Source organism: Zunongwangia pacifica (assembly GCF_023499215.1).
Lineage (GTDB): Bacteria > Bacteroidota > Bacteroidia > Flavobacteriales > Flavobacteriaceae > Zunongwangia > Zunongwangia pacifica.
Genome location: NZ_JAKHSK010000007.1, coordinates 86,302 through 109,806, shown reverse-complemented (window position 1 = coordinate 109,806; position 23,505 = coordinate 86,302). Strand labels below are relative to the sequence as shown.

At 36.7% G+C, this 23,505-nt stretch carries 20 protein-coding genes; 8 read left to right on the top strand and 12 right to left on the bottom strand.

The window, feature by feature from the left end; translation table 11 throughout:
* Nucleotides 1-47: 47 nt before the first annotated feature.
* The 10 genes from can to L1967_RS06670 form a co-directional block, all read right to left on the bottom strand.
* Nucleotides 48-680 (bottom strand): carbonate dehydratase, encoded by a 633-nt coding sequence (can, locus tag L1967_RS06715; RefSeq protein WP_249600960.1) that lies wholly within the window; start codon nucleotides 678-680, stop codon nucleotides 48-50.
* A gap of 351 nt (nucleotides 681-1,031) precedes the next feature.
* Complete coding sequence (locus L1967_RS06710) at nucleotides 1,032-1,781, bottom strand: SH3 domain-containing protein (protein ID WP_249600959.1); 750 nt, start codon at nucleotides 1,779-1,781, stop codon at nucleotides 1,032-1,034.
* Between the two features lie 2 nt (nucleotides 1,782-1,783).
* Nucleotides 1,784-3,562: a BatD family protein gene (locus L1967_RS06705; RefSeq protein WP_249600958.1), complete on the bottom strand. Its 1,779-nt coding sequence runs from the start codon at nucleotides 3,560-3,562 to the stop codon at nucleotides 1,784-1,786.
* Between the two features lie 48 nt (nucleotides 3,563-3,610).
* Nucleotides 3,611-4,525, bottom strand: coding sequence for a tetratricopeptide repeat protein (locus L1967_RS06700; RefSeq protein ID WP_249600957.1), 915 nt, complete (start codon nucleotides 4,523-4,525; stop codon nucleotides 3,611-3,613).
* Nucleotide 4,526: 1 nt separating this feature from the next.
* Nucleotides 4,527-5,570 carry a vWA domain-containing protein gene (locus L1967_RS06695; protein ID WP_249600956.1) on the bottom strand — a complete coding sequence of 348 codons (1,044 nt, stop codon included), beginning with the start codon at nucleotides 5,568-5,570 and terminating at the stop codon, nucleotides 4,527-4,529.
* Nucleotides 5,571-5,578: 8 nt separating this feature from the next.
* Nucleotides 5,579-6,583, bottom strand: coding sequence for a vWA domain-containing protein (locus tag L1967_RS06690; RefSeq protein ID WP_249600955.1), 1,005 nt, complete (start codon nucleotides 6,581-6,583; stop codon nucleotides 5,579-5,581).
* Nucleotides 6,583-8,241: a DUF4381 family protein gene (locus L1967_RS06685; protein WP_249600954.1), complete on the bottom strand. Its 1,659-nt coding sequence runs from the start codon at nucleotides 8,239-8,241 to the stop codon at nucleotides 6,583-6,585. The genes L1967_RS06690 and L1967_RS06685 overlap by 1 nt, the downstream gene beginning before the upstream one ends.
* 10 nt (nucleotides 8,242-8,251) lie before the next feature.
* Entirely contained in the window at nucleotides 8,252-9,118 is an 867-nt protein-coding gene (locus tag L1967_RS06680; protein ID WP_249600953.1) for a DUF58 domain-containing protein, read from the bottom strand.
* Between the two features lie 75 nt (nucleotides 9,119-9,193).
* Nucleotides 9,194-10,198 (bottom strand): AAA family ATPase, encoded by a 1,005-nt coding sequence (locus L1967_RS06675; protein ID WP_249600952.1) that lies wholly within the window; start codon nucleotides 10,196-10,198, stop codon nucleotides 9,194-9,196.
* A 449-nt stretch (nucleotides 10,199-10,647) separates the two neighbouring features.
* Nucleotides 10,648-11,451: a DUF4382 domain-containing protein gene (locus L1967_RS06670; RefSeq protein WP_249600951.1), complete on the bottom strand. Its 804-nt coding sequence runs from the start codon at nucleotides 11,449-11,451 to the stop codon at nucleotides 10,648-10,650.
* A 166-nt stretch (nucleotides 11,452-11,617) separates the two neighbouring features.
* Between L1967_RS06670 and L1967_RS06665 the strand changes: the two genes are divergently transcribed.
* The 4 genes from L1967_RS06665 (at nucleotide 11,618) to L1967_RS06650 (ending at nucleotide 15,408) form a co-directional block, all read left to right on the top strand.
* Nucleotides 11,618-12,367, top strand: coding sequence for an SDR family NAD(P)-dependent oxidoreductase (locus L1967_RS06665; RefSeq protein ID WP_249600950.1), 750 nt, complete (start codon nucleotides 11,618-11,620; stop codon nucleotides 12,365-12,367).
* A 1-nt stretch (nucleotide 12,368) separates the two neighbouring features.
* Nucleotides 12,369-13,505 (top strand): ATP-binding protein, encoded by a 1,137-nt coding sequence (locus tag L1967_RS06660; RefSeq protein ID WP_249600949.1) that lies wholly within the window; start codon nucleotides 12,369-12,371, stop codon nucleotides 13,503-13,505.
* Between the two features lies 1 nt (nucleotide 13,506).
* On the top strand, nucleotides 13,507-14,238 hold the full coding sequence (locus L1967_RS06655) for a metallophosphoesterase (RefSeq protein ID WP_249600948.1): 732 nt from the start codon (nucleotides 13,507-13,509) through the stop codon (nucleotides 14,236-14,238).
* A gap of 165 nt (nucleotides 14,239-14,403) precedes the next feature.
* On the top strand, nucleotides 14,404-15,408 hold the full coding sequence (locus tag L1967_RS06650; protein ID WP_249600947.1) for an acyl-ACP desaturase: 1,005 nt from the start codon (nucleotides 14,404-14,406) through the stop codon (nucleotides 15,406-15,408).
* A 67-nt stretch (nucleotides 15,409-15,475) separates the two neighbouring features.
* Here the strand turns inward: L1967_RS06650 and L1967_RS06645 are convergent, their stop codons facing one another.
* Nucleotides 15,476-15,868: a YkvA family protein gene (locus L1967_RS06645; RefSeq protein WP_249600946.1), complete on the bottom strand. Its 393-nt coding sequence runs from the start codon at nucleotides 15,866-15,868 to the stop codon at nucleotides 15,476-15,478.
* A 468-nt stretch (nucleotides 15,869-16,336) separates the two neighbouring features.
* Between L1967_RS06645 and L1967_RS06640 the strand changes: the two genes are divergently transcribed.
* Entirely contained in the window at nucleotides 16,337-16,921 is a 585-nt protein-coding gene (locus L1967_RS06640) for a PhnA domain-containing protein (protein WP_249600945.1), read from the top strand.
* 93 nt (nucleotides 16,922-17,014) lie between these two features.
* On the opposite strand, the gene L1967_RS06635 is transcribed toward L1967_RS06640, so the two are convergent.
* Nucleotides 17,015-19,405, bottom strand: a complete 2,391-nt coding sequence (locus tag L1967_RS06635; RefSeq protein ID WP_249600944.1) for a TonB-dependent receptor — start codon at nucleotides 19,403-19,405, stop codon at nucleotides 17,015-17,017.
* Between the two features lie 273 nt (nucleotides 19,406-19,678).
* On the opposite strand from L1967_RS06635, the gene L1967_RS06630 reads away from it, so the two are divergent.
* The 3 genes from L1967_RS06630 (at nucleotide 19,679) to L1967_RS22350 (ending at nucleotide 23,422) form a co-directional block, all read left to right on the top strand.
* Nucleotides 19,679-20,710 (top strand): sensor histidine kinase, encoded by a 1,032-nt coding sequence (locus L1967_RS06630; protein ID WP_249600943.1) that lies wholly within the window; start codon nucleotides 19,679-19,681, stop codon nucleotides 20,708-20,710.
* A gap of 11 nt (nucleotides 20,711-20,721) precedes the next feature.
* A complete protein-coding gene (locus L1967_RS06625) occupies nucleotides 20,722-21,444 on the top strand; it encodes a LytR/AlgR family response regulator transcription factor (protein ID WP_249600942.1) in 723 nt (240 codons plus the stop codon).
* A 289-nt stretch (nucleotides 21,445-21,733) separates the two neighbouring features.
* Nucleotides 21,734-23,422, top strand: coding sequence for a DUF1186 domain-containing protein (locus L1967_RS22350; RefSeq protein WP_274704551.1), 1,689 nt, complete (start codon nucleotides 21,734-21,736; stop codon nucleotides 23,420-23,422).
* Nucleotides 23,423-23,505 lie beyond the last annotated feature (83 nt).

The window sequence follows — 23,505 nt, the reverse complement described above, 5'->3', positions numbered from 1 at the left end:
GTTCAGGGTGACCATACCTTATTATGATCTATTGCGGACGTTCAAAACTAGAATTTTAATCTATAAATTTCGTCTAGATTTTCATTTCCGGTAAGGTGAACATTAAGATCTTTTACGATCCCGGTGCCTACACCATAAACCCAACCATGTATCACCACTTTTTGCTTATTTTTCCACGCGTTTTGAAGAATTGATGTTTCAGCAAGATCGTAAACCTGCTCGATCACGTTTAATTCTACAAAACGATCCCAACGTGCTTTTTCGTCCTTTATCGTTTCCAGCTCGTGGACATGCATTCTATAAATATCCTTTATGTGACGAATCCAGTTATCGATTAAACCTATAGACTGGTTATCCATGGCAGCCTTTACCCCACCACAACCATAATGGCCACAAACGATAATATGCTGTACTTTTAAGGCATTTACTGAATAGTCTAAAACGCTTAGCATATTCATATCGGTATGGATTACCATATTGGCAATATTACGATGCACAAAGACCTCACCTGGCTGCGTACCAATAATTTCATTTGCCGGAACACGGCTATCTGCACAGCCTATCCATAGTAAAGGAGGTTGCTGGCCATTCTCTAAACGCTTAAAAAATTCGGGATCTGAATCGAGCTTGCTGCTAACCCAGTGCTTGTTGTTTTCTAAAATCTGCTTATAAAAATCCATCCTATTTTTGTCTAAAAGTAAGCCTTGAGATTGACTGCAAAAATACCGAATATCTTTCGGGGTTTACTACTTTTCCTACTTTAGTTATCAGGAGAACCTTAATTTTTTTAGGTTCTAAGAATAGAAAACACAATTACAATTTCGGGAATATCATTTGTTGAATGATTTCCATTTTGAAAGCTCTGGGAATTATCTCATTTTTTATGAAGATTGAAATTCTTCCAGCTATTCAACACCACTTAATCACTTGAACTTGATTTAAATGTTAGTATAGGGGAAAATGATGAATATGATCCTCTTTTCAAAAAAGAAGCCTGCCCCAATACAACCAGAAGTCACACTGAAGTAATCTTATAATTCTTTTAGATTTTCTTTTAGCATCCAACCTTGTTTACCGTCGGCAATTTCAATTTTATACCATTCCTGATAGTTTTCCAGTAACTTCGCTTTGGTTCCTTCGTGTAGTAAAAATGCAGGTTCTCCTCTTAGATTTGGCTCACTTCTTACTCCGGCTTCTTCAGCAAATACAATAGCATAATTATTATTTAGCTGAATATTTTGCTGACTAAAAGCAAATACGACTGAAGCGATACAAAGAAGTATCGAAATCATTGAGGTGATAAAAAAAATACGTTTTGAGAGCGTACTTCTTCCGTAGTAATAAAACAAGAATAAAATAACAAAAAGCACCATAAAGGCAATGGCAAGCATTCCCCATGTATTAAAACTGAATGTTGCGATTAAACTATCTATAGTTTTAGAAATCCCTGTACGTTCTACATTCTCGATATCGTCCATTGCCATATTTCTGGCAAACTGAATATTATTTTTTACATCGGCATCATTAGGTGCCAGCTGAAGGGCTTTTTCGTAATAATAAATACTGGGCGCAATATGGTTTAATTTGTAATGGGCATTGGCAAGATTGTAATATAAAGACACCGAAGCTTCACCTTTACCCAAAATGCTTTTATACTCTTTAACAGCCTCCTCATAATTACCATCGGCATAGGCCTTATTTGCCTTCTCAAAAAGCGCCTCATTTTGGCTAAAACCAATTGTAGTGCAAAAAACCAATAGGATAAAAAAGATCTTTTTCATAATTACAATTGTTTATCTAAAGTTGATATGACATTGGCAGCTTTATCATAATCCTGCTTCATGGTATCCATAGATGCCGGTGTATATCTTGCAAATTCACAACTCTTTAAAATTTCGATAAATTGAGTAGTCGTCGCCTGATCTACGCCTTTTTCTGTAAGAGTTTCACTTATTCGCTCTTTACTCATTTCACCGGTTTGGATATGCAATTTTGCTTTTAGATAATTATGCATCGCCCTTTCTAAAGCGATATAGAATTCCTGTTGTTGTCCAAGATTTTTTCTGGCTTCAGAAAGATATTTTCTCGCCAGTTTATCTGCTTTTCTAATTCGGTTTCCGGTAATATCATTTGCTCTGGCTTCACGTTTTTTACCAAACATAATAACCAGCGGAATAATCAGCAACGGTGCGATTAAAAGCAGCCAAAATAACCAGGATCTAAAAAATTCCGGTGCATTTAAAGGCTTTAGATTGGCATTCAGTTTTATATATCTAAACTGGTCGCCACTAAGGCTTACCGGTTGTTTATTTGAGGCTACAGTATTATTATCCTTAGCGGTAGTTGAATTTGTTAGTGCTCCAACAGGGCCATTTTCAACATCAATTACAATATCATTTGTACTTATGGTTTTATAAGTTTCAGACCTCGGATCGAAATAAGAAAAGTTTAATCCCGGAATTGGATATTTTCCTTTACGTGTGGGTACAATGGTGTAATCTTCAGCAATACTGCCCTGAGTACCATTTAAAGTAGAGCTAAAATTCTCTTTACGCTCTGGCTCATATATTTCTAACGAACTAGGCACTGTAAGGTCTGGTAAATCGAAAAGCATTAGGTTGCCACGGCCTCTAACTTTTACTGAAGCCGTAAGCGATTCGCCCGCATCTAAGGTGGTTTTACTTGGATCTACGCTAAATTCGAAACTCCCTACTGCCCCAGTGAAATTTGCAGGTCTTCCCTGTGTTGGCAATGGCTTCACATCGATTTCACGACTGGCCGAAGTCACTCTTTTCTCCACTGTTTGATAAATAATACCTCCAAAAATACTTCTACGCTGACTAGGAACATCTACCGAAACGGAAATGGCTACAGGATCGATTTCTAACTTTCCGGTTTTTTGGGGATATAAAAGGGTTTTATATACTACGGCGTATCGATAAGGTTCTCCTCTAAAGGTACCCTGTTCAAACCTGTACCCATTCATATTTAAGGTCTGGCTCCAAAAATCGGGGAATGTAGGATTATCGAGCATTCTAAAATTACTTATCCCAATTCTTTCACTCACATAAAGCTTATAGGTTACCGTAACCGCCTCATTAAGATATGGGTTTGGTTTAGATACTTCGGCAACAAAATGCAGGTTATCTTCTGGAACAATTGCTGCGTCGTTACCATCCTGAGGCCGCTCTACAGCGTCACCCACCTCAACATTTACCGGTGAAGTTTTATAAACTGTTCCCGCGATGGTCACCTGGGCCTGCCCAATTGTTTTGGTTCCTTTCGAGTTGGGTTCCAGATAATAACTATAGGTTTTAGAAAAGGTACTCTTCCCATTCACCCAACTGTTACTTACCTGCTGGTTTGGCCCACCTACGACTTTAAAACCGGTAAAAGAAGGCGGAGTAAAGTTATCCCCGTCTTTATTCATATTGAAATCAACACGCAAACGCTCATTGACACCAATCTGTTCCCGGCTAACTTCTGCTGTAAACTTTACCTGTGCAGAAAGAAGCGAGGTCGTAAATAAAAACAGACTTAATATTACTAACTTTAATTTCATTTGTAAACCTTAATTCTAATCTAGATCTGGTTAATAAAATTCAGGATACTACCAGTCCTTATCTGACCGTGTTTTCACAGCTTTAGCCTTTTCGGCATTCATTTTATCCTGAGTTTTCTCTTCCTGGTTATTCATAGCTTCAAGCAGATTTTTAATCTGTTGTGGCGAAAGCTGTCCTTGTGCAGGTTGAGGTTGCTGCTGTTTTTGTTGATCGGGTTTTCCCTTTTGATCTTTTTGATCCTGATCTCCTTTATTTTGCTCGTTAGGATCCTTATCCTGGGGCTTTTCATTGTCCTGATCGCCTTCTCCATCTTTTGGATCCTGTTTTTCGTTATCCCCTTCATCTTTAGGTTTCCCGTCCTGATCCTTATCTTCTCCTTTATCTCCCTGATTATCCTGATCCTGATCTTTTTGATCCTGGTTTTGATCTTTGTTATCCTTATTGTCCTGATTATCGTTCTTATCCTGATTTTGCTGCTGCTCTTCTTCCAGTTTCTTTTTCGCCAAAGCCAGGTTATAACGGGTTTCATCATCTGTAGGATCATTTCTCAGCGCATTTTTATAGGCTTCAACAGCTTCCTTATATTTTTTCTGCTTCATAAACGAATTACCAAGGTTGTGATTTATCCTATGGCGATCTTCTTTACTTTCAGAAACTTTATTGGCTTCTACAAACCTCGATTGCGATTCTCCAGATTTTTCACGGTTATAATAAAGATTCCCCATATTATATTTTGCTGTGGTATTTGAGGGATCCTTGGCTATGGCCTTTCGGTAAGCGGCCTCTGCACTCGCAAAATCGTTTTCACTTAAAGCTTCCTCTGCCTGGTTCATATAGGCATTTGCTTCTTTTCTTTGCTTTTCCATGTCGTCATTTTGCTGTGCAAAGCCGACAGAAGAAAAAAGCAATACTACAATCAGGAAAAACGAGTTTTGCCCAAATGTCATTTTAGCAGGTCTCATATTAATCCTTTTTTGTTTCATTAAACAAATTAAGCTTTTTAATCCACGCTGTACTTCTCTCCAAAAGAAATACGTCTAAAAACAAGAATATAAAGCAAAGCGCTAAAAACCACTGAAAATGTGATTGATAATCGGCAAATTGTTTCGCTTCAAATTCTGTTTTCTCTATGTTCTTTAACAAATCCTGTACCGTTTCTGTAACGTTGGCAGTTACATTTCCTTCAATATATTCTCCATTAGCTTCAGATGCTATTTCCTTAAGGGTCTTAGAATCTAATTTTGTAATGACGGTCTCCCCGTTTTGATCTTTTTTATAATTCTGAACCACCCCATTTCTTTTAATAGGAATTGGACCTCCTTTTTCGGTTCCTACACCAATGGTATAAATTCTAATCCCTTTCTTGGCAGCTTCATCTGCAATAGATTCTACATTCCCTTCATGATCTTCACCATCACTAATAATAAACAACACCCGGTTGGTCTGGTTATCATCATCGTAGTAGGTTGTAGCCAGATCGATTGCATCACTAATGGCCGTTCCCTGCGAGCTTATCATATCGGTATTTAAAGCCTGAAGGAACATTTTTGCTGCGGCATAATCTGTAGTAATGGGTAACTGAGGAAAGGCACTTCCTGCATAGGCTATTATCCCTACACGATCACTTCCTAAACCTCCTAAGATTTGTCTTACCAGTTGCTTCGATTTTTCCAAACGACTGGGAGCGATATCTTCAGCATCCATACTTTTAGAAACGTCGATCGCAAAAACAATATCTACTCCTTCTCGTTTAACCGTCTCCATAGTGGTTCCCATTTTAGGGTTTACCAAAGCAACGACCAAACAGGCCAGCGCCAGGCAAATTAAAATCAATTTAAGTATCGGCTTAAAATTAGATTTATTGGGCGCCAGTTTTTGCAAAAGCTCATCACTGGCAAAGCTTTTACGTGCTTTTCTTTTCCAGAATAAAAGGAAAATAAAAAGTAGCAATACTACTGGGATGACCAGAAACAGCCAAAAATATATTTCTTCTTCAAATACTAACATCGCTAGCTTTATATAAAACTTCTAAATATGGTATACCTTAACAACAGCTCGAATAGTAACAATGCGCCGGCAAGTAATGCAAAGGGGCGAAATTTCTCGTCGTAATTGGTATATTTAAATTCTTCGATTTCTGTTTTTTCTAATTGATCGATTTCATCATAGATATCCTGTAACTTTTCGTTATTGGTAGCCCTAAAGTACTTGCCTCCGGTCTCATCGGCAATTTGCTTTAATAGATCTTCATCGATCTCTACCTGGCGATTACCAAATTGAAAACGTCCATTACCGGCAATACCTACTGGAGTTAACGCCATACCATTTGTACCCACTCCAATAGTGTACACTTTAATACCAAACTCTTTAGCCAATTCACTAGCTACTTTTGGATCGATAAAACCTGAATTATTTACCCCATCGGTAAGTAAAATAATCACTTTACTTTCGGCTTTACTATCTTTTAGTCGATTCACCGAAGTAGCCAAACCTGAACCTATTGCCGTACCACTTTCTAAGATATTATTAAACTCAACATCTTCCAATGCGCGTAAAACAACCGATTTATCACTGGTAATTGGTGTTTTGGTAAAACTTTCTCCTGAATAAAGCACTAATCCTATACGATCTGAAGGCCGGCCTTTTATAAATTCTTCACCTACCGCTTTTGTAGCTTCTAAACGATTTGGCTGTAGGTCTCTTGCTAGCATACTGGCCGAAACATCTATTGCCATAACAATATCGATTCCCTGGGTACTGTTGGTTCGGGTAGAAACATCTACTGTTCTTGGCCTTGCCAAAGCAACGATTAATAAAGCCAGCGCCAATATCCTTAAAACGAAAAGAATGGGTCTTAATTTTGCCAAAATACTGGATTTAGCTTTAAATCCCTGAATACTCGACATCCTTAGTGCCGGTGTTTGCAGATTTCTTTTCCAGAAATACCATGCGATCGCCACCGGAAGTAAAATAAACAACCAGAAAAATTCAGGATTTTCGAAAGTGAAATTCGCAAACATTAATTATTCGATTTTATAAGTTCTACTGAATTAATGATCCTTCCTGAAATTTCTTCAGCATAGCTATCGTCTTCATCATAAATTACAGTGATTTGCTGGAAACCACCATTTTCAGCAAAATTAAGAATAGTATATTTTTTAGGCTGAATTTCATCGTTTACAGGATTCTTTATTTCCAGGGTACCAAATACTTTTACACCTTTCGCTCCATTTACCGTGGTAAATTCTTCCTGTTTCATCACAATATTCTGGGCTCCCTGATTCTCTAATTCCTTATAAACACCATCTACCCCTGTTTTAAGATCAAACTGGTCTTTTTTGGTAAAGATCCGGGTACTTAAGCTGGTATAAAAATTACTCACCAAACTACCAAAAGCAAACATTTGTGCATCTGCATAAGTTTGGGTGGCATCCTTGCTTAATTCCATATCTTTTCTCACCAAAACTTCAGGAGTGGTAATGGCTACGGCTGGTGTACCGTATTCACTTCTAATCCAGTCGCCTTCCAGTAATTCTTTGGTAGGATGCCCCCAGTAGGTATCGATTACATAATCTAATCCTTTAGAGCTGATTAAGACCGCTAAAGCAATAAAAATCACTAAAGCACCGCCCGAAATACCCAAAATCAATCGTTTCTTGCGCTTTTTAGAAAGTTTATTCTGGCGATATTCTTCGTCTTGCATAAGCTCTTCTTCGGTAGGCTCTGGCATCGACGATTTCACATCGTTAATGATCATTCGGGTTTTATTTCGATCTTCTTTTGCCGTAATCACATCTGGGCGGGATCCTGCAAATTTTGCCAAATCGGCCCTTTGTAAGATCTGTTTTAAATTCAGTAGTGTTTTGCCGTGTAAATGAAGCACTCCTGATTTTTGTTGCGCTTCAAGGAAACTAATCAACTCGGTCGTCGTACTCTCCATAGCACGATCATAAACCTTTTCATCTAAATAACGCCTAACCGCATAGGTTAATCTTGAATAATACTCCTTAACCTCTCGGTTCTCTATTAGCGTACTTTTATCCAGATCGTCCAGGTCTTTCATCGCCTGCTCGTATGGCGGTAGTTTATTTTCCAGCGCTTTTTCTTTTCTTCGCTTGATAAAAAAGAATGCTAAAATGCCCAATATCACCAAAATCCCGAGTAACCACCAAACCCAAACCGGAATACTAAAACTTTTTGGTACTTCTACCGATGGTTTTATGGGATACATTTCCTGCTGCGTCGTATCTACAGCAACATCGGCCACTTCAACTCGCATAGAATCGGTTAGAAAAGGCTTGTCGTTTATGATAATTCGTTGCTGCGGAATAGTATAAGAACCCGAATCAAACTGGGTAAGGCTGTATTCTTTAAGCAGCTGAAATTTATTTTTTACTCTGGTTGTATCGGCTCCTAAAGATTCTACTACTTCTAATGGTGAGAAGGTATTGCCTTCAGGAAAAACCACCAGATTTGTAGAATCGGTTTCCACATTGATTTTGTATAAAATCTGCTCTCCAATTTTAATCTGGGCAGTATCGATACTTGCTGCAACCTGAGCTTCCTGCGCCATTGCAGGGAACGCCAAAAAAGCGACGGCAATAATCAATATGGCCTGTAACTGCTTTTTTAAAGAATGTTTTTTATAAATAAAATCTAACAATTTATTTCTTTTCATCTTTATACGCTTAGCCTCTCCTTTTAAAATACCCTAAAAGTTTTTTCACGTAACTTTCGTCTACTCGGGTATTAATTACTCCTGCTCCACTAAGGGCAAAGCTTTCTTCAAAATATCGAACACGCCCCAGATAATACTCCGTATAACTGCGTCTTACCGCCTTACTACCTGTATTTACAGTGATATATTCATTGGTTTCTTCATCCAACATCTGTACCAAACCAATATTAGGAATTTCCTTTTCACGTTGGTCATACACCCTTATTCCTGTAACATCGTGACGATTTCCGGTAATTTTAAGCGTTTGCTGGTAATCGTCACCCATAAAATCGGATAGCACAAAAACAATGGCTTTCTTTTTCATCACATTCGATAGATATTTCAAGCCTAAACCAATATCAGTTTTTTTACTTTTTGGCTGAAATTCTAGTAATTCCCTTATAATTCTTAGAACGTGAGATTTTCCTTTTTTAGGCGGAATATAATTTTCTACCTGATCTGAAAACATCAACAAACCAATCTTGTCATTATTTTGGGTTGCCGAAAATGCTAAAGTTGCCGCAATTTCGGTAATCACTTCTTTTTTAAACTGACTTTGCGTCCCAAAAAATTCAGATCCTGAAACATCGACAACAAGCATCATGGTAAGCTCTCGCTCTTCTTCAAAAACTTTAACAAAAGGCTCGTTATAACGTGCGGTAACATTCCAATCGATATTACGAACATCGTCACCAAATTGATATTGCCGCACTTCGCTAAAGGTCATCCCCCTTCCTTTAAAGGTAGAATGATACTCACCGCCAAAGATATGATCACTAAGGCGACGGGTTTTTATTTCGATCTTACGAACTTTCTTAAGTAACTCTTTGGTATCCATATTTTTCAATAAACAAATAACAATAATCAATCACCAAAATGTCTTTGATAATTGCCAATTGATAATTGTGTATACCTACGGTACTTCGATCTCGTTTACAATCTTCCCAATAATATCTTCAGAAGTTATATTTTCGGCTTCGGCTTCGTAGGTAATTCCTATTCTGTGGCGTAAAACATCGTAAACAACTGCCCTAACATCCTCAGGAATCACATATCCCCTACGTTTTATAAAGGCGTAACATTTTGCTGCAGTTGCCAGGTTAATACTACCACGGGGAGAAGCACCAAAGCTAATTAATGGTTTTAAATCTTCTAAACGGTATTTCTCTGGCGTACGGGTAGCGAAAATGATATCAAGAATATATTTCTCGATCTTCTCGTCCATATATACTTCGCGCACCGCTTGCTGTGCTCTTAATATCTGTTCGATACTCACCACCTGGTTTACCTTCTCGAAACTTCCTTTAAGGTTAGCACGAATAATTAATTGCTCTTCTTCTAATTGTGGATATTTGATGACGGTTTTTAGCATAAAACGGTCTACCTGCGCTTCAGGTAAAGGATAAGTTCCTTCCTGTTCTACCGGGTTTTGCGTTGCCATTACTAAAAACGGCTTATCTAATTTAAAAGTTTCGTCACCAATAGTCACCTGCTTTTCCTGCATCGCTTCCAGTAAAGCCGATTGTACTTTGGCCGGTGCACGGTTAATCTCATCTGCCAGCACAAAATTGGCAAAAATTGGCCCCTTTTTTATACTGAAGTCGTTAATCTTCATATTATAAATAAGCGTCCCTATAACATCTGCAGGAAGCAAATCTGGTGTAAACTGAACACGACTAAAAGACCCATGAACAGCCTGAGATAATGTGTTAATCGCTAAGGTTTTTGCAAGCCCGGGAACACCTTCTAAAAGGATATGTCCCTGCCCTAATAAACCTATAAGTAAACGCTCTACCATGTGCTTTTGCCCCACGATCACTTTGTTCATCTCGGCGGTTAGCACATCTACAAAAGCACTTTCTCTTTCAATTTTTTCATTTAGACTGGCGATGTCTAAAGAAGATTGATTATCTGTCATTATTCTAATTAGATTTTAAAACGTGAATATACAACCATACTGCGGTCGTAGCAAATTCAATATTATTAAACTTTCGGGTATTCAATAATCTATATTATTTGTTTTAAGCATAAATTTAACGGATTGCACCAAATTCTATTGTGTATCAGTGATTAATATTTTTTTAAAATTAAAAAATCTCCCGTCATTTTTTATTCCCTGACAAAACTTCTTCTTAAAACGGCATAAAATCGACTCAATTTTATCAAAATAATGCGCTAATACTACTTCTTATAGACATTCGATCAAGCAACTCAAGAAGCAGGAGCGACATGGTACGAATCATAAAAACATGCTTATAGCATATAACACTCAATAAAAATCAAAAACTTGATGAAAAATTAAAACAAAAAAAGACTGCCCTTTTAGACAGCCTTTTCTAATAACCATTATTACCTAAGTTTGTTTCATTATTCCAGAAACAACGTCTCTACATCTGTGGTTTCATCTTCGTCTACCACAATATTGTCGAAAGTTTTAGCCTCTAAGCCAGCGATTATGTCTGCTTCTACCGTAATCTGGTAAGTGCCTTCTGGAACACCGTATAATGCAAATTCACCATTAGCATTGGTATAAGCAGAAATACTGTGCGAAGCATTTGTGGCTGTCACTAAACTTCTAAATTCTGAAGGGTGAACTTTCCCAACGATCTTTCCGGCATCGTCTTCTACAGATAAACGAATTACAGGTTTTAATGTGTAACCACCATTACCCTGAGTAACAATAGACTTATCTACATCAAAATCTAAAATATACAGATACTCTTCGCCAGGTTCAAGCTCCTGGTTAACATTTAACTTTAAACCCGATTGCTGTGCACTTGGTGTTGCCAGTGGAAATTCTTCACCATCTACTACTATGGTGTTATCGTTTCCTAGCACCAAACGAATCTGCCCGGCATATCCTGGAGTAATTTCTTCATCGGCTAATAATTGGGAAACTCCACCGGTAAGCTCAAGTAGATCATAAATTCCGGCTTCAGTATCTAAAGCCACCCAGCCTTCATTTTCATCATCTTCAGCGCCGGTTTGCACTCTAACTTCTTGAACATCGATGTTTACAGCGTCATAATCTCCCGGTGCATCTACCATTCTCACAGAAATTCGAGCGTCCCCTTCAGTAGCAGAATCGTCATCATCACTACAAGAGGTTAGGGCCAACCCCGTAAATACGACTAGAAATAAAGTTTTAAAATTTAAAAATTGCTTTCTCATAAAAATAGATTTGGTTTATTCAGGCTAAATAACGGTGCGATTTTAAAATCATTTCCAACTTTAATATAGATTAACGATTTTTAACAAGATTTAAACGCTTATTAATTCATCTAAGCCCTTTACTTGCAAATACTTTAGTACATTAGGCTTTAAAAAAAATTTAACAATGAAAACTGCACTAATCACCGGCGCAACAAGTGGAATAGGAAAAGAAACCGCCAAAATTTTTGCGGAAGAAGGATTTAATTTAATCATCTGCGGAAGAAGAGAAGGACGATTAAATGAACTTAAGGAAGAATTACATAAAAGGACTGAAGTTTTAAGCTTAAGTTTTGATGTTCGCGACAAGGAGGAAGTCTTTAAAAAAATTGAAAATTTACCGCCAGATTTCTCCAATATCGATATTCTGATTAATAATGCCGGGAATGCCCATGGCCTGGATCCTATACAAGACGGATCTTTAGAAGATTGGGATGCGATGATGGATATTAATGTAAAGGGACTACTCTATGTAAGCAAAGCAGTAATCCCTGGGATGATCAAAAGAAAATCAGGTCATATTATCAACATAGGTTCTACTGCCGGTAAAGAGGTTTACCCTAATGGCAATGTGTATTGCGCCAGCAAACATGCCGTAGATGCGATTAACAAAGGAATGCGAATCGACCTTAACGGAAAAGGGATTAGGGTAGGTGCTATTCACCCCGGGCTTGTGGAAACCGAATTCAGTGAAGTTCGTTTTAAAGGAGATACTGAAAAAGCCAAAAAAGTTTATCAGGGTTTTGAAGTTTTACGACCTGAAGATATTGCCGATATTATTCGGTTTGTGGTGACAAGACCATACCATGTAAATATTGCCGATTTAATTGTAATGTGCACTGCACAGGCTACCAGCACTATTGTAGACAAGCAATAATATGATTAACAAACGGCTTCTTATTAAAAACCTTTTAGCGCACAACGACGAGAATAGCTTTTATGATAAAAAGTTACAGCTGAATATAAGTGAAAAAGAAGGGAAAGCTAAATTTTTAAAACATATATGCGCACTGGCAAATTCTAATCCTAAAAACAACTCCTATATTGTTATTGGGGTTAGGGATGAGGATAATGAAATTATTGGTATCGATTTCTTTGACGATAGCAAGATCCAAAATCTTATTAATGCGTATTTAAGCAATCCGCCAAAAGTGATGTACGAGAATATCCCGTTTCCTCATCTCCCCGATAATCTGGTTATTGGCTTAGTAACCATTCGACCGAATAACGGGAAAATATGTTCGCTTAGAAAAAATATCTGGAAGTATTATGGTGGTTCCATCTTTCTAAGAGATGGTAGCATAAGCATGCCCAAAGATTTTGATATTAAAATTGAAGACGAAAATTCTGAAGTTGTTGCCGCTATCGAAAAGCATGCGCAGAACAATATTGAATTAACCTTAAACGGGGTTTTTGATTTTATAAATCGTCACAAGAAACTAAATCCTACGTATCAGGTTTTTAAAGAATACTTTGTGGTTTGCTGGGCGGGAAAAAAGAAATATGCAAAGGGGGAAGTTTATTTTAGCCGTGTAGACATTGCACTTATTAACGAACAGGTAAAATTATTTTATTCAGATTTAGATGAAGTGAGTATTTCTTCAGATGCTGATAGTTTTAAAATTCTGGAATATGTACATCTTGGGCTGCCCAACAGCTATAAATATTATCCTTTAGAAGAGGTTACCATTCATTTTAAGGATAATGCCACTTACGAGATCCAGAGTGAGCTGGTTTTTCAGCCTCCAAAATTCGATAAAAACACCCTTTATCATATTTACAACAGCAATAACATGCTGGTAGAACGATTAAAAAAATTACTCCCACTTACTAAAAATCAGCGAAAGGATGTTAAAAACCTACCATCTACTTATTTGCTTTGTTACCTTAACGGCTTTGGAGAGGCGATGGAAAAATTGGAAGAAGCTAAACCCTTCCTAAAAAAATACAGTAGTGAAGCCTACCATTATTATAAAGAAAGTACACGAATTTTAAGAAAAGTAAAATACAGTTAGGATGGGTAGAACGCTAGCCATTGGCGATATACACGGAGGATTAAAAGCATTAAAACAATTATTACACGATAAGGTTAAAATTACCTTAGAAGACACGATCATTTTCCTGGGTGATTATGTAGATGGCTGGAGTGATTCTGCCAATGTGGTTTCTTATCTTATCGAATTGGCGCAAGATTTTGATTGCATTTTTATAAGAGGAAACCACGATGACCTTACCCATCAATATTTAAAAACTGGTGCCATGACCGATCGTTGGGTGATCCATGGCGGTCAAAGCAGTATCGATGGCTACGCCAGATTATCTTCCGAAGAAATAGAACAACATCTGCGTTTCTTTTCAGAAATGCAAAACTATTATATAGACGACCAAAATCGATTATTTGTACATGCGGGATTTACCAATCTACATGGTCCGGAAAACGAATATTACGACACTGGATTTTACTGGGATCGTACCTTATGGGAAATGGCAATTTCTTTAGATCCTGAAATTGAAAAAAACAGTGATTTTTATCCAAAGCGACTACAAATTTTTAATGAAATCTATATTGGTCACACCCCGGTAACAAGAATCGGTGAATCTTTACCCGTAAACAAAGCAAGTATCTGGAATGTAGATACCGGTGCTGCTTTTAAAGGAAGTATTTCTGCAATAGAGATAGACACAAAACAAGTTTGGCAAAGTGATCCAGTGCATACCTTATACCCTAATGAGGACGGAAGAAATTAAACTATTAGCCTAAAAGATTTAGAACTTTGTAATTCAATGTATTTCCCTTTAATTTGCAAACCCTGCATTTGTAATTAAATTACTTGCATGGTTATTGCACTTTATATTGCTAACAATTCTGTAAAAAGGATTAAATTTCTTATTTTACAGTAACATACAAAAATAATGGCCCTAAAAAATATAAGACTTGAAGTGATGAAAACTATCGAAAGTAAAGTAGATGGTTTTATAGACGAATATCTAATCCCAGTTGACAATATTTGGCAACCTACAGATCTTTTGCCTAATCTTCAGGGAGAAGAAGGATTAGAGCACGTGAAACAAATTCGTGAAGAAGCGAAAGAATTAGGTTATGATTTCTGGGTGGTGTTAGTTGGAGATATGGTGACTGAGGAGGCACTACCAACTTACGAAAGCTGGCTTATGGATGTAGAAGGTGTAGACCAGCAACGCCGTGCTGATGGTGAACAAAACCCGTGGTCTAAATGGGTACGACACTGGACGGGCGAAGAAAACCGTCACGGTGACGCGCTAAACAAATACCTTTATCTGTCTGGTCGTGTAAATATGCGCGAAATCGAAAAAACCACGCAGCACTTAATTAACGATGGGTTTGATATTGGTACCGGTAGAGATCCTTATAAAAACTTTGTTTATACCAGCTTCCAGGAATTAGCAACTAATATTTCTCACAAACGAGTGGGGCAATTAGCTAAGAAAAAAGGAAATAAAATGCTGGGTAAAATGTGTAATATCATCGCAGGAGACGAGATGCGCCACTATATGGCTTATCGCGAATTCGTGAAAACAATTTTTGAGCACGATCCCAGCGAAATGATGTTGGCCTTTCATGATATGATGAAAAAGAAGATCGTTATGCCGGCACAGTTTTTAAGAGAAAGTGGCGAAGGTATTGCCCAGGCTTTTGAAAATTTCTCGAATGCTGCGCAGCGCCTTGGGGTGTACACCACTTACGATTACATCGAAATTCTTAAGAAATTAAACCAATACTGGGAGATCGATAAGATGAGAGCCCTTACCGATGAAGCTGAAAAAGCCCGTGATTATCTTATGAAATTACCAGATAGGATGACAAGAATTGCAGATCGTATCGCCATCCCGAAGGATGAATATGAATTTAAATGGGTAGAACCCAACGGAATTCTTTAATTCTGATTAGAAAAATAAAAGTCCGCTTTGCAGCGGACTTTCTTATTTTTTGAACACTTATTATTCTCTAGGATCTCGAATCTTTCCAAACTTTATACGCAGCAAGATCTCTTTCAATCAAACTTAAACAAAAAGCGATGACCGCGGCATCGTCCAGATATCCAATCACCGGAATAAAATCTGGGATTAAATCGATTGGCGACAGCACATACAATAAAGCAGCTCCTACCGCCGCAACGATATTAAACGGAATTTCACGATACTCACCACTCGCATAATCCCTTACCAGATTAAACAACAGCTGGGCATCATCAAAATATCGCCTTAAAGCATTTTTACTCTCAAATTTCGACTTTATTTTTTCCTCTTCTTCAAGAACCGTTTCTACATCTTCTTCCTGAAAATCTTCCTGTTTCTTTTTATGTTCTTCCTCGATGGTATCTTTACTGAAAATGCTCATTATTGATTTTTTAATTGAAGCTCCAAATTAAAAAAATTATGGCAGATCTTTACTGAAGTTATCATTGTTTTAAGACTAAATGTAATTTGAAATCACCTCTATTTAGCAGCCAATTTTAAGAATTCGCTATAAAAAAGACCAATTTCTTCCTGAAAACCAAGGCATGCATTCATTTAAAACAAATAGAAGTTAAGATTGGTAATTTTTAGCTGCCCTTTTTTACCAGACTAATCATGATGATTTCCACAAAACGAGCATTTATAAAAAAGACGCCAAAAATCAATAATTTTGATACTCAACTTCTTCGGAATTTATTCCGTTTTCACGGAATCCCCTCCTGCAACTGCACTTCAGGCTTAGATGAATCTTCTGCTTTAATTTAGCGATAATAAAGCTCTAATTTTAACAAAATGTAATATTCCGACGTCTAAAATAGAATAAAATGTATTTTTGCAAAAATTTTATACAATGAGCGTACTTGAAAAACGATTAAAAGACCGTAGTGGTAATAAATGTGAATTATGTGGTTACGAACACGAATTACAAATTTATCAAGTACCGCCCACTTCTGAAGGGACAGAAGAAGATTCTATTTTAGCTTGTAAAACCTGTGTAGAGCAAATTGAAGATCCTGAAAAAGTAGAGCCCAACCATTGGCGTTGTTTAAACGAAAGCATGTGGAGCGAGCATCTACCGGTTCAAATTGTCGCTTGGCGAATGCTGAATAGATTACGCTCTGAAGGATGGCCACAGGATTTACTGGATATGATGTACCTGGATGAGGAAGCGTTAGCCTGGGCAAAATCTACTGAAGAAACCGAAGATGAAGGCGAAAAAATCATTCACAAAGACAGCAATGGCAATATTTTAGCCGATGGAGACTCCGTGGTGCTTATTAAAGACTTAGATGTAAAAGGAGCTAATTTTACCGCCAAGAGAGGGACTCCCGTACATCGAATTTCTTTGGTTTGGGATAACGCCGAACAAATTGAAGGGCGTGTTGAAGGACAACAGATCGTAATCCTTACCCAATACGTAAAGAAAACAAAGTAGCCGAAAGCGGCTACTTTGTTTTTTGCCATAGCTTTAGCAATTACGTTACTATCGCATCGAAAAACTAATTGATATATTAATTGTAAAAAAGATTTACATCCTGCTGCTTTCTTCCTGGAGTGAGGTAGATTTTACTTTTTTAGATTTACCTTTTCCAAAATTGTAGGTTACACCAAATGTAAACTTACGGGTTTCCCAGCGGTTTATCCAATGGGTCGTTACGTTTTCCTGTTGGACTACTGAATTCCACATCGATTTTTTCAGGATATTCTGGCAGCTTAGTTCTAATTTCAACATATCATCCAATAACATTTTTTTTATGTTCAAACTAAAATCATAAAGTGGTTTCATGATACTGTTACCGCTTTGTGACCTTCCGCTATAAAAAGCAGATGCATTAAGCGTCCAATTATCTTTTAAAGTAACATTATGGTACATTTCCATACTGTATCCAAAACCAGAACGATCATAGCTAAAATCTGTAATTTGGGATTGTTCTCGTGTATGGTAGCCATCAAAACTAAACTGAAAATTCCACCAGTCAGTCGGTTCATAAGGTAGATTTAAAGAAATTCCCAGGCGGTTACCTGTTGCGCCATTGGCCGTAAATAAAAGATTGTAATTTTCGTTTTCCCGATAATCGATTACCGAGGTAAGTTGATCATTGTAGAAATTACCATATACGCTGGCACTCATTGCATTTTTGTAAATATAATTGACTTCAAAACTATGGTAAAATTGAGGTTGCAGGGCAGGGTTTCCTTTTTGTAAGGTATAAGGATCCAGGTATTGATAATAAGGGTTTAAATCTAAATAGTTTGGTCTTCCTATACGCCGGCTATAGCTTAACCTGTATTGATGATTTTCCTTTTCATAATTAATGGACATCGAAGGAAACCATGCGATATAGTGATTGCTATTGGTTTGGGTTAATTGTTCAGAAAAACCGGAATAGTCTATGTATTCAGCCCGGATTCCTGCCAATATATTCCATTTTTGCCATTGATAGCTACCCTGTGCATAAGCAGAGATCTGATGTTCGTTATAGATAAAGTGATTAGTAAGCAAATCCTCTGGTATAAATAATTGCGAACTATCGTTCGCGGCATAATCACTGTTATAATTCATTCTGATTTTAGAGAATTTCGCACCACTTTCCAGTTTCAATTGTTTCGAAAAGCGATGCTGGACATCTGCCTGGACTGTAAATAATTTATAATGAACCCCTTCAAAAATATCCAATAAAAACTCTTCTTGAGGTGTTGGGTTTACAGGATACTTATTTTGTAAAAATCCGCTTTGGTTTTGTTGATAATCGGCATAATTTAACTGAATATCCAACTGCGTATCCAGACTATCAGAGGTGTAATTGTAAAATAAATTCCCACTGGTATTGGTAATGGGTTCTTCGATTTCTTTTCGAAGCTTTACCTGTCGGTATAAATTATCATTCCCATACTCATTGGTCGTTCCAAGAGTAAGTTCACTGGAATTCGAATTAGAATAATTAAAAGCGGTGCTTATTTTATGGTTTTTCGCAAAAGTACGCTCTATCCCGGCTGTAATATTTTTTGAAATAGTTTTGGGCAACCATTCATTTTGTTGATCCAGTACTTTTACAGAATCTTCCAACTGAATCGTCTGTACAATATTGCGATGGTTAACACTATTATATTTATTATAGCTGGCGCCCAGGTTGATATTCCATTTAGCATCATTATAATAAAGATTCAATCCGTTTCTATTTTTAAAATATTCAGCATAACCTATAGCGGAATATACATTCCCACTAAAAGAAGCTGCTTTAGGTTTTTTCAGGTTAATATTGATGATCCCTGCTGTTCCTGATGCATCATACCGGGCAGAAGGCTGAGCGATAATCTCAACATTATCAATATTTTGCGCGCTTAAAGACCTAATATATTCCCTTAACGCATCACCTTTTAATAAAGTGGGCTTACCGTTAATCATTAGTTGCACATCTACATTGCCACGAAACTGCACATTTTCATCTTTATCCAAAGTTACTCCCGGAAGCTGCCTTAAGGCTTCCAGGCCATTGCTATTGGTAATAACTCCTAATTTTTCCAAATTGAAAATCATTTTATCACCACTCATTCGTACCGCCTTCTTTTTGGCAATTAAATTTACCTCTTCCAGTTGGCTAGTGCTTTCAGATAATTTAATCTCGACTTCGCTATTCAAAGTATCTCCCTTTAAAATTTTATGATAAGGCTTATAGCCCATCATATCAACTTCTAACAATAGCTCTTCTAATTGGATATCTTCCAGTTTAAAACTTCCATCTTCATTAGAATAAGTGTAAGTTATAATGCCCTTACTATCCGGATGTTTTATTAAAACACTTGCATAGGCTATGGCTTCGCCAGTTTTATTATCTGTAATTTTTCCGTTTAGTCGATGTTGCGCGTGTAGTTGAATACAAGTGAAACAAATACATACTACGTATAGAATAATTCTCATATTTTTCGGTTTTTGATGAGTACAAGATTAGCAGAACCTCAGCAGGAAATATTCAGAAACTGACGAAATGCTAGGATTACAACACCATCCAGGTAAAATCTTTGAGAAAATATTTTGTTGTGTGAAATCACAGGTTCATCTTACATTTTAAAGGAATACACTTATAGGGTCTTTAATCGGGAAGCTATATTATCTTTATGTTCGTAAACGACCTCTAGGCAAGCCCAGGAGCATTTAATCTCGATCGTCGAGTAAAGAAATACCTTCATATTTATGAACGAAAAACAGGAAATACGTTATCATCTTCTCTTTTGGGGATTTTTTGTGGGAATGGATTTGTATTTTGAATTTCTCTTGGGAAAATATGAGACCTTCAGCCTGTGGTTACTACTTCACAAAATAGGCTTCTTTTTTTTACAGGCGCTCATTTTTTATTGGGTGTATTTAGGAGTTGCCCCCTATACCATCCCACAAAAACGATGGTTAAGATTAATTGGATGGATAGTTATTTCTATTTTTTTGTTTGCGGGAATTCGATATGTTACAGAAGAAGTCATTATTTACCAGATCACCGGTGCTCACAATTATAGTGATTACTCACGCCGATGGTTGTTCTACATTTACGATAATTCTTATTATGCCTTTAGGATTATCCTGCTTAGTTTAGTTTTTTATGGCGTAAAATATTTACTTAATGTCAATCAGGAACTACATCAGCTTCAATTAGATAAAAAGCAAGCTGAACTTAGAGTCCTGAAATCACAGTTAAGTCCACATTTTTTATTCAACACCCTTAATAGCTTTTATGCCGATGCTTTAGAAGTAGATTTAAATTTAAGCAACGATATTCTAAAGCTTTCAGAAATGCTACGCTATATCACCTACGAAAATGAAGCTGAAATGGTCCGGCTAAAAGACGAGCTTACATTTTTACAGCATTATATCGCTCTTTTTAAGCGTCGTTTTGATAATAAACTATATATAGAGACCCATTTTCCTGAAAATCCAGACGAATATCAAATTCCATCCTTACTGCTCATTCATTTTATAGAAAACGCTTTCAAACACGGTATTTTGGATGATCCACTAAAGCCGGTATATGTAGCCGTAAGTATAGATCATATCCATTTAAAAATGGAAGTAAAAAATGCGGTTAGGACAGGTGAAAATTATGACGAAAAAGGGATTGGATATAAAAATATACGACAACGATTGGATCTGATTTTTGGAAAAGCCTATACGCTAACCATCGAAGAAGAGAAAAATTATTTCAAGGTATTTCTTCAATTTCCGTTAAATCACTGAGAAGTTTAATTATGACAACTAAAAACTTTACCTGCTATATTATTGATGACGAACCGCCAGCAATAAGAATACTGGAAAAATTTATTAAACAGCTGGAGGTGCTTAGTCTTATTGGAACCAGCAATAAATCCCTGGAAGCGTTAAGCGAAATTCAGGAAAAAAAGCCGGATATTCTTTTTTTGGACATCCAAATGCCCGATTTAACAGGAATACAGCTTTCTAAGCTTATTAACTATTCACCTTATATAATTTTCACCACCGCTTATGCTCAATTTGCCGTAGAAGGCTTTCAGGTTAACGCTGTCGATTATTTGCTAAAGCCTATAGCTTTCCCAAGGTTTATTGAAGCCATAGAAAAGGTAAAAGAACGCCAACAAAACAATCCTTCGACAACGATAAGAACAATTTCGCAAGATTATTTTTTTGTAAAAACCGATGGTAAAAACCGCTTTCAGAAAGTAGCGTTACCCGATATTCTTTATTTAGAGAGTATAAAAAACTATGTCGTAATCCATACTAAAAATGAGCAAATCGTTACCTATAGTACGTTAAAAAGTATTCAGGAAAACCTTCCCGAAAACAACTTTATTAAAGTCCATAAATCCTATATCGTGGCTCTAGATAAAGTTGAAAAAACAGATAACTATGAGGTGTGGGTTAACGGCAAAGATCTTCCGCTTGGCGATACTTATAAAAACGAATTTTTTGAAGCTATCCACAAACGAAAACTATAGAAACCGGCATTTTTTAGTAATAAGTAACAATCTTCTGGGCAAGCCCGCGAAGCATTTAATTGGAACAAGAAATTTTTAAAACGAGATCTCCCAACCCAAGAGCTATCAGGATGAGAGCATTTAATATCGATGAGCGGGCAAAAACTACTATATCCATGATTTCCAAGTACAGCTAAATTAAAAACCTCACAGGTCTAAGAAATCTTTGAGATTGCATCACTTTTACTTCAATTTATCTTCTATTCTATCTATAGTAGTTTTATATTTGGAATAAACCAAAATGTAAAAAATGCTTCAATACCAGCTTCAAACTTATACTATAAGTTCAGATCACGAATTATTGGATAATGAAAACCATATTAATTCAGAAATACGTGAAATTCTTGAAAGCATCCACCCAGATGTTCTTAAAGGCAAAGGATACCTACTAAAAAAATTGCCCCGACTTATTAAGCAATATCCACGGGTGCCGGCTTTAAAAAACTTTTTGGCCACGCTACATAAAGAACGAGGAGAAATGGAACAGGCGTTTAAAGCCAACCGCTGGTTAGTAAAAGAGCATCCCTATTATTTATTTGGGCGTCTTAATTTGGCTGCGGAATATTTAGAAAACGATCAATTAGAGAAAATCCCGGAGGTTTTGGGCGAAATGATGGAACTAAAATCACTTTATCCCAATCGTGAAGAGTTTCATATTGAAGAGTTTATAGCTTTTAATCAAATCTCGGTTTTATATTTTTTGGCACAAGACGATATCGAACAAGCTGAAATGAGGGTAGATATGATGGTAAAAGTTGCCCCCGATCATCCTAAAACAAAATATGTACGGGAACGTATAGAACATTATATACTTATAAAAGCGGCAGAAAGAAAACAACGAGAAAACGAAGAATACCACTCCCCAGAAGTAACCGATAGACGTTCGCACCTGCAAACCGATAAGGCTCCTGTTTTTAATTTTCCTATACAAATGCAGTGGCTATATGAGGAAGATTACGATTTTCCTAAAAACAAATTAGAAACCATCCTTAAACTGGAGCGCCAACCCCTTATAGAAGATTTAAAAAAATTACTAAACGATAGCATTGCACGTTATGACTACTTTATGGAAGATGATGAAATGGACTTTCTCCTCTTTCCCATACATACTTTATTTATACTGGAAGAATTAAATGCTGAACAGGCATTACCAGAAATTTTTGATATCCTAAAACAGGATGAAGATTTTTATGAAATTTACTTTGGTGATTTTGCAAACAATGTTGTTGCTTCGATCATTTTTACATTTGGGGAAAATAATTTGCAACAATTTTTCGACTTTCTAAAAACTCCTAATCTTTATGGGCTTTCCAAATCATACGTCTCTGAAGGAATTGCATTTTTAGCAAACGAAAAATCAGCATTAAGGGAAAGTATCCAATCCCATTATAAAGACCTGCTGCTCTATTTTATTGCAGAAAAGCAGAATGAGAACTTAATAGATCACGAAGCCTACGGACTTATCATTGCTGATATCATAGATTTGCGGATGGAGGAATTACTCCCACAGATCAAGGAACTTTACCAGTTAAATTTAGTCGCCAAAAGCATAAATGGTGAATTTGACAATATTGAAGAAACTTTTAAAAAACCCGAATTTATCCGTGAACAGGCAAAACTCCCAAAAGCTGATCTGTTTAAAAAATATAAAATCTGGAAAGCAGACTACGAAGCTTATTTAGAAAAAGAGTTTAAAGACTTTGATGAAGAACTAGAGGATGACGACTTTAGCCTGTATGATCGTTTTTTTGAGGATGAAGAACTGGAAGATGACTTTGATATGGACGATGTCCCTTTTGATGAAGAAGCCTTTCAGCGTCTAATAATGAATAACGAAGATCAACAACCGATTATAAAACAAAAAGAACCGGGAAGAAATGATCCTTGTCCCTGTGGAAGTGGAAAGAAATACAAAAAGTGCTGCTTGAATAAAAAATAGCATTTTCTTCTATATTAACTTAAACCTCACAGGTTTTGAAAACCTGTGAGGTTTAGATTAATTCCTGCAAGGTCTTAGAGTCC

What these genes read in the sequence shown, in the direction of transcription:
- can (WP_249600960.1), bottom strand. Translation starts at nt 680, where the DNA reads ATGGATTTTTATAAGCAGATTTTAGAAAACAACAAGCACTGGGTTAGC.
- L1967_RS06710 (WP_249600959.1), bottom strand. Translation starts at nt 1,781, where the DNA reads ATGAAAAAGATCTTTTTTATCCTATTGGTTTTTTGCACTACAATTGGT.
- L1967_RS06705 (WP_249600958.1), bottom strand. Translation starts at nt 3,562, where the DNA reads ATGAAATTAAAGTTAGTAATATTAAGTCTGTTTTTATTTACGACCTCG.
- L1967_RS06700 (WP_249600957.1), bottom strand. Translation starts at nt 4,525, where the DNA reads ATGAGACCTGCTAAAATGACATTTGGGCAAAACTCGTTTTTCCTGATT.
- L1967_RS06695 (WP_249600956.1), bottom strand. Translation starts at nt 5,570, where the DNA reads ATGTTAGTATTTGAAGAAGAAATATATTTTTGGCTGTTTCTGGTCATC.
- L1967_RS06690 (WP_249600955.1), bottom strand. Translation starts at nt 6,583, where the DNA reads ATGTTTGCGAATTTCACTTTCGAAAATCCTGAATTTTTCTGGTTGTTT.
- L1967_RS06685 (WP_249600954.1), bottom strand. Translation starts at nt 8,241, where the DNA reads ATGAAAAGAAATAAATTGTTAGATTTTATTTATAAAAAACATTCTTTA.
- L1967_RS06680 (WP_249600953.1), bottom strand. Translation starts at nt 9,118, where the DNA reads ATGGATACCAAAGAGTTACTTAAGAAAGTTCGTAAGATCGAAATAAAA.
- L1967_RS06675 (WP_249600952.1), bottom strand. Translation starts at nt 10,198, where the DNA reads ATGACAGATAATCAATCTTCTTTAGACATCGCCAGTCTAAATGAAAAA.
- L1967_RS06670 (WP_249600951.1), bottom strand. Translation starts at nt 11,451, where the DNA reads ATGAGAAAGCAATTTTTAAATTTTAAAACTTTATTTCTAGTCGTATTT.
- L1967_RS06665 (WP_249600950.1), top strand. Translation starts at nt 11,618, where the DNA reads ATGAAAACTGCACTAATCACCGGCGCAACAAGTGGAATAGGAAAAGAA.
- L1967_RS06660 (WP_249600949.1), top strand. Translation starts at nt 12,369, where the DNA reads ATGATTAACAAACGGCTTCTTATTAAAAACCTTTTAGCGCACAACGAC.
- L1967_RS06655 (WP_249600948.1), top strand. Translation starts at nt 13,507, where the DNA reads ATGGGTAGAACGCTAGCCATTGGCGATATACACGGAGGATTAAAAGCA.
- L1967_RS06650 (WP_249600947.1), top strand. Translation starts at nt 14,404, where the DNA reads ATGGCCCTAAAAAATATAAGACTTGAAGTGATGAAAACTATCGAAAGT.
- L1967_RS06645 (WP_249600946.1), bottom strand. Translation starts at nt 15,868, where the DNA reads ATGAGCATTTTCAGTAAAGATACCATCGAGGAAGAACATAAAAAGAAA.
- L1967_RS06640 (WP_249600945.1), top strand. Translation starts at nt 16,337, where the DNA reads ATGAGCGTACTTGAAAAACGATTAAAAGACCGTAGTGGTAATAAATGT.
- L1967_RS06635 (WP_249600944.1), bottom strand. Translation starts at nt 19,405, where the DNA reads ATGAGAATTATTCTATACGTAGTATGTATTTGTTTCACTTGTATTCAA.
- L1967_RS06630 (WP_249600943.1), top strand. Translation starts at nt 19,679, where the DNA reads ATGAACGAAAAACAGGAAATACGTTATCATCTTCTCTTTTGGGGATTT.
- L1967_RS06625 (WP_249600942.1), top strand. Translation starts at nt 20,722, where the DNA reads ATGACAACTAAAAACTTTACCTGCTATATTATTGATGACGAACCGCCA.
- L1967_RS22350 (WP_274704551.1), top strand. Translation starts at nt 21,734, where the DNA reads ATGCTTCAATACCAGCTTCAAACTTATACTATAAGTTCAGATCACGAA.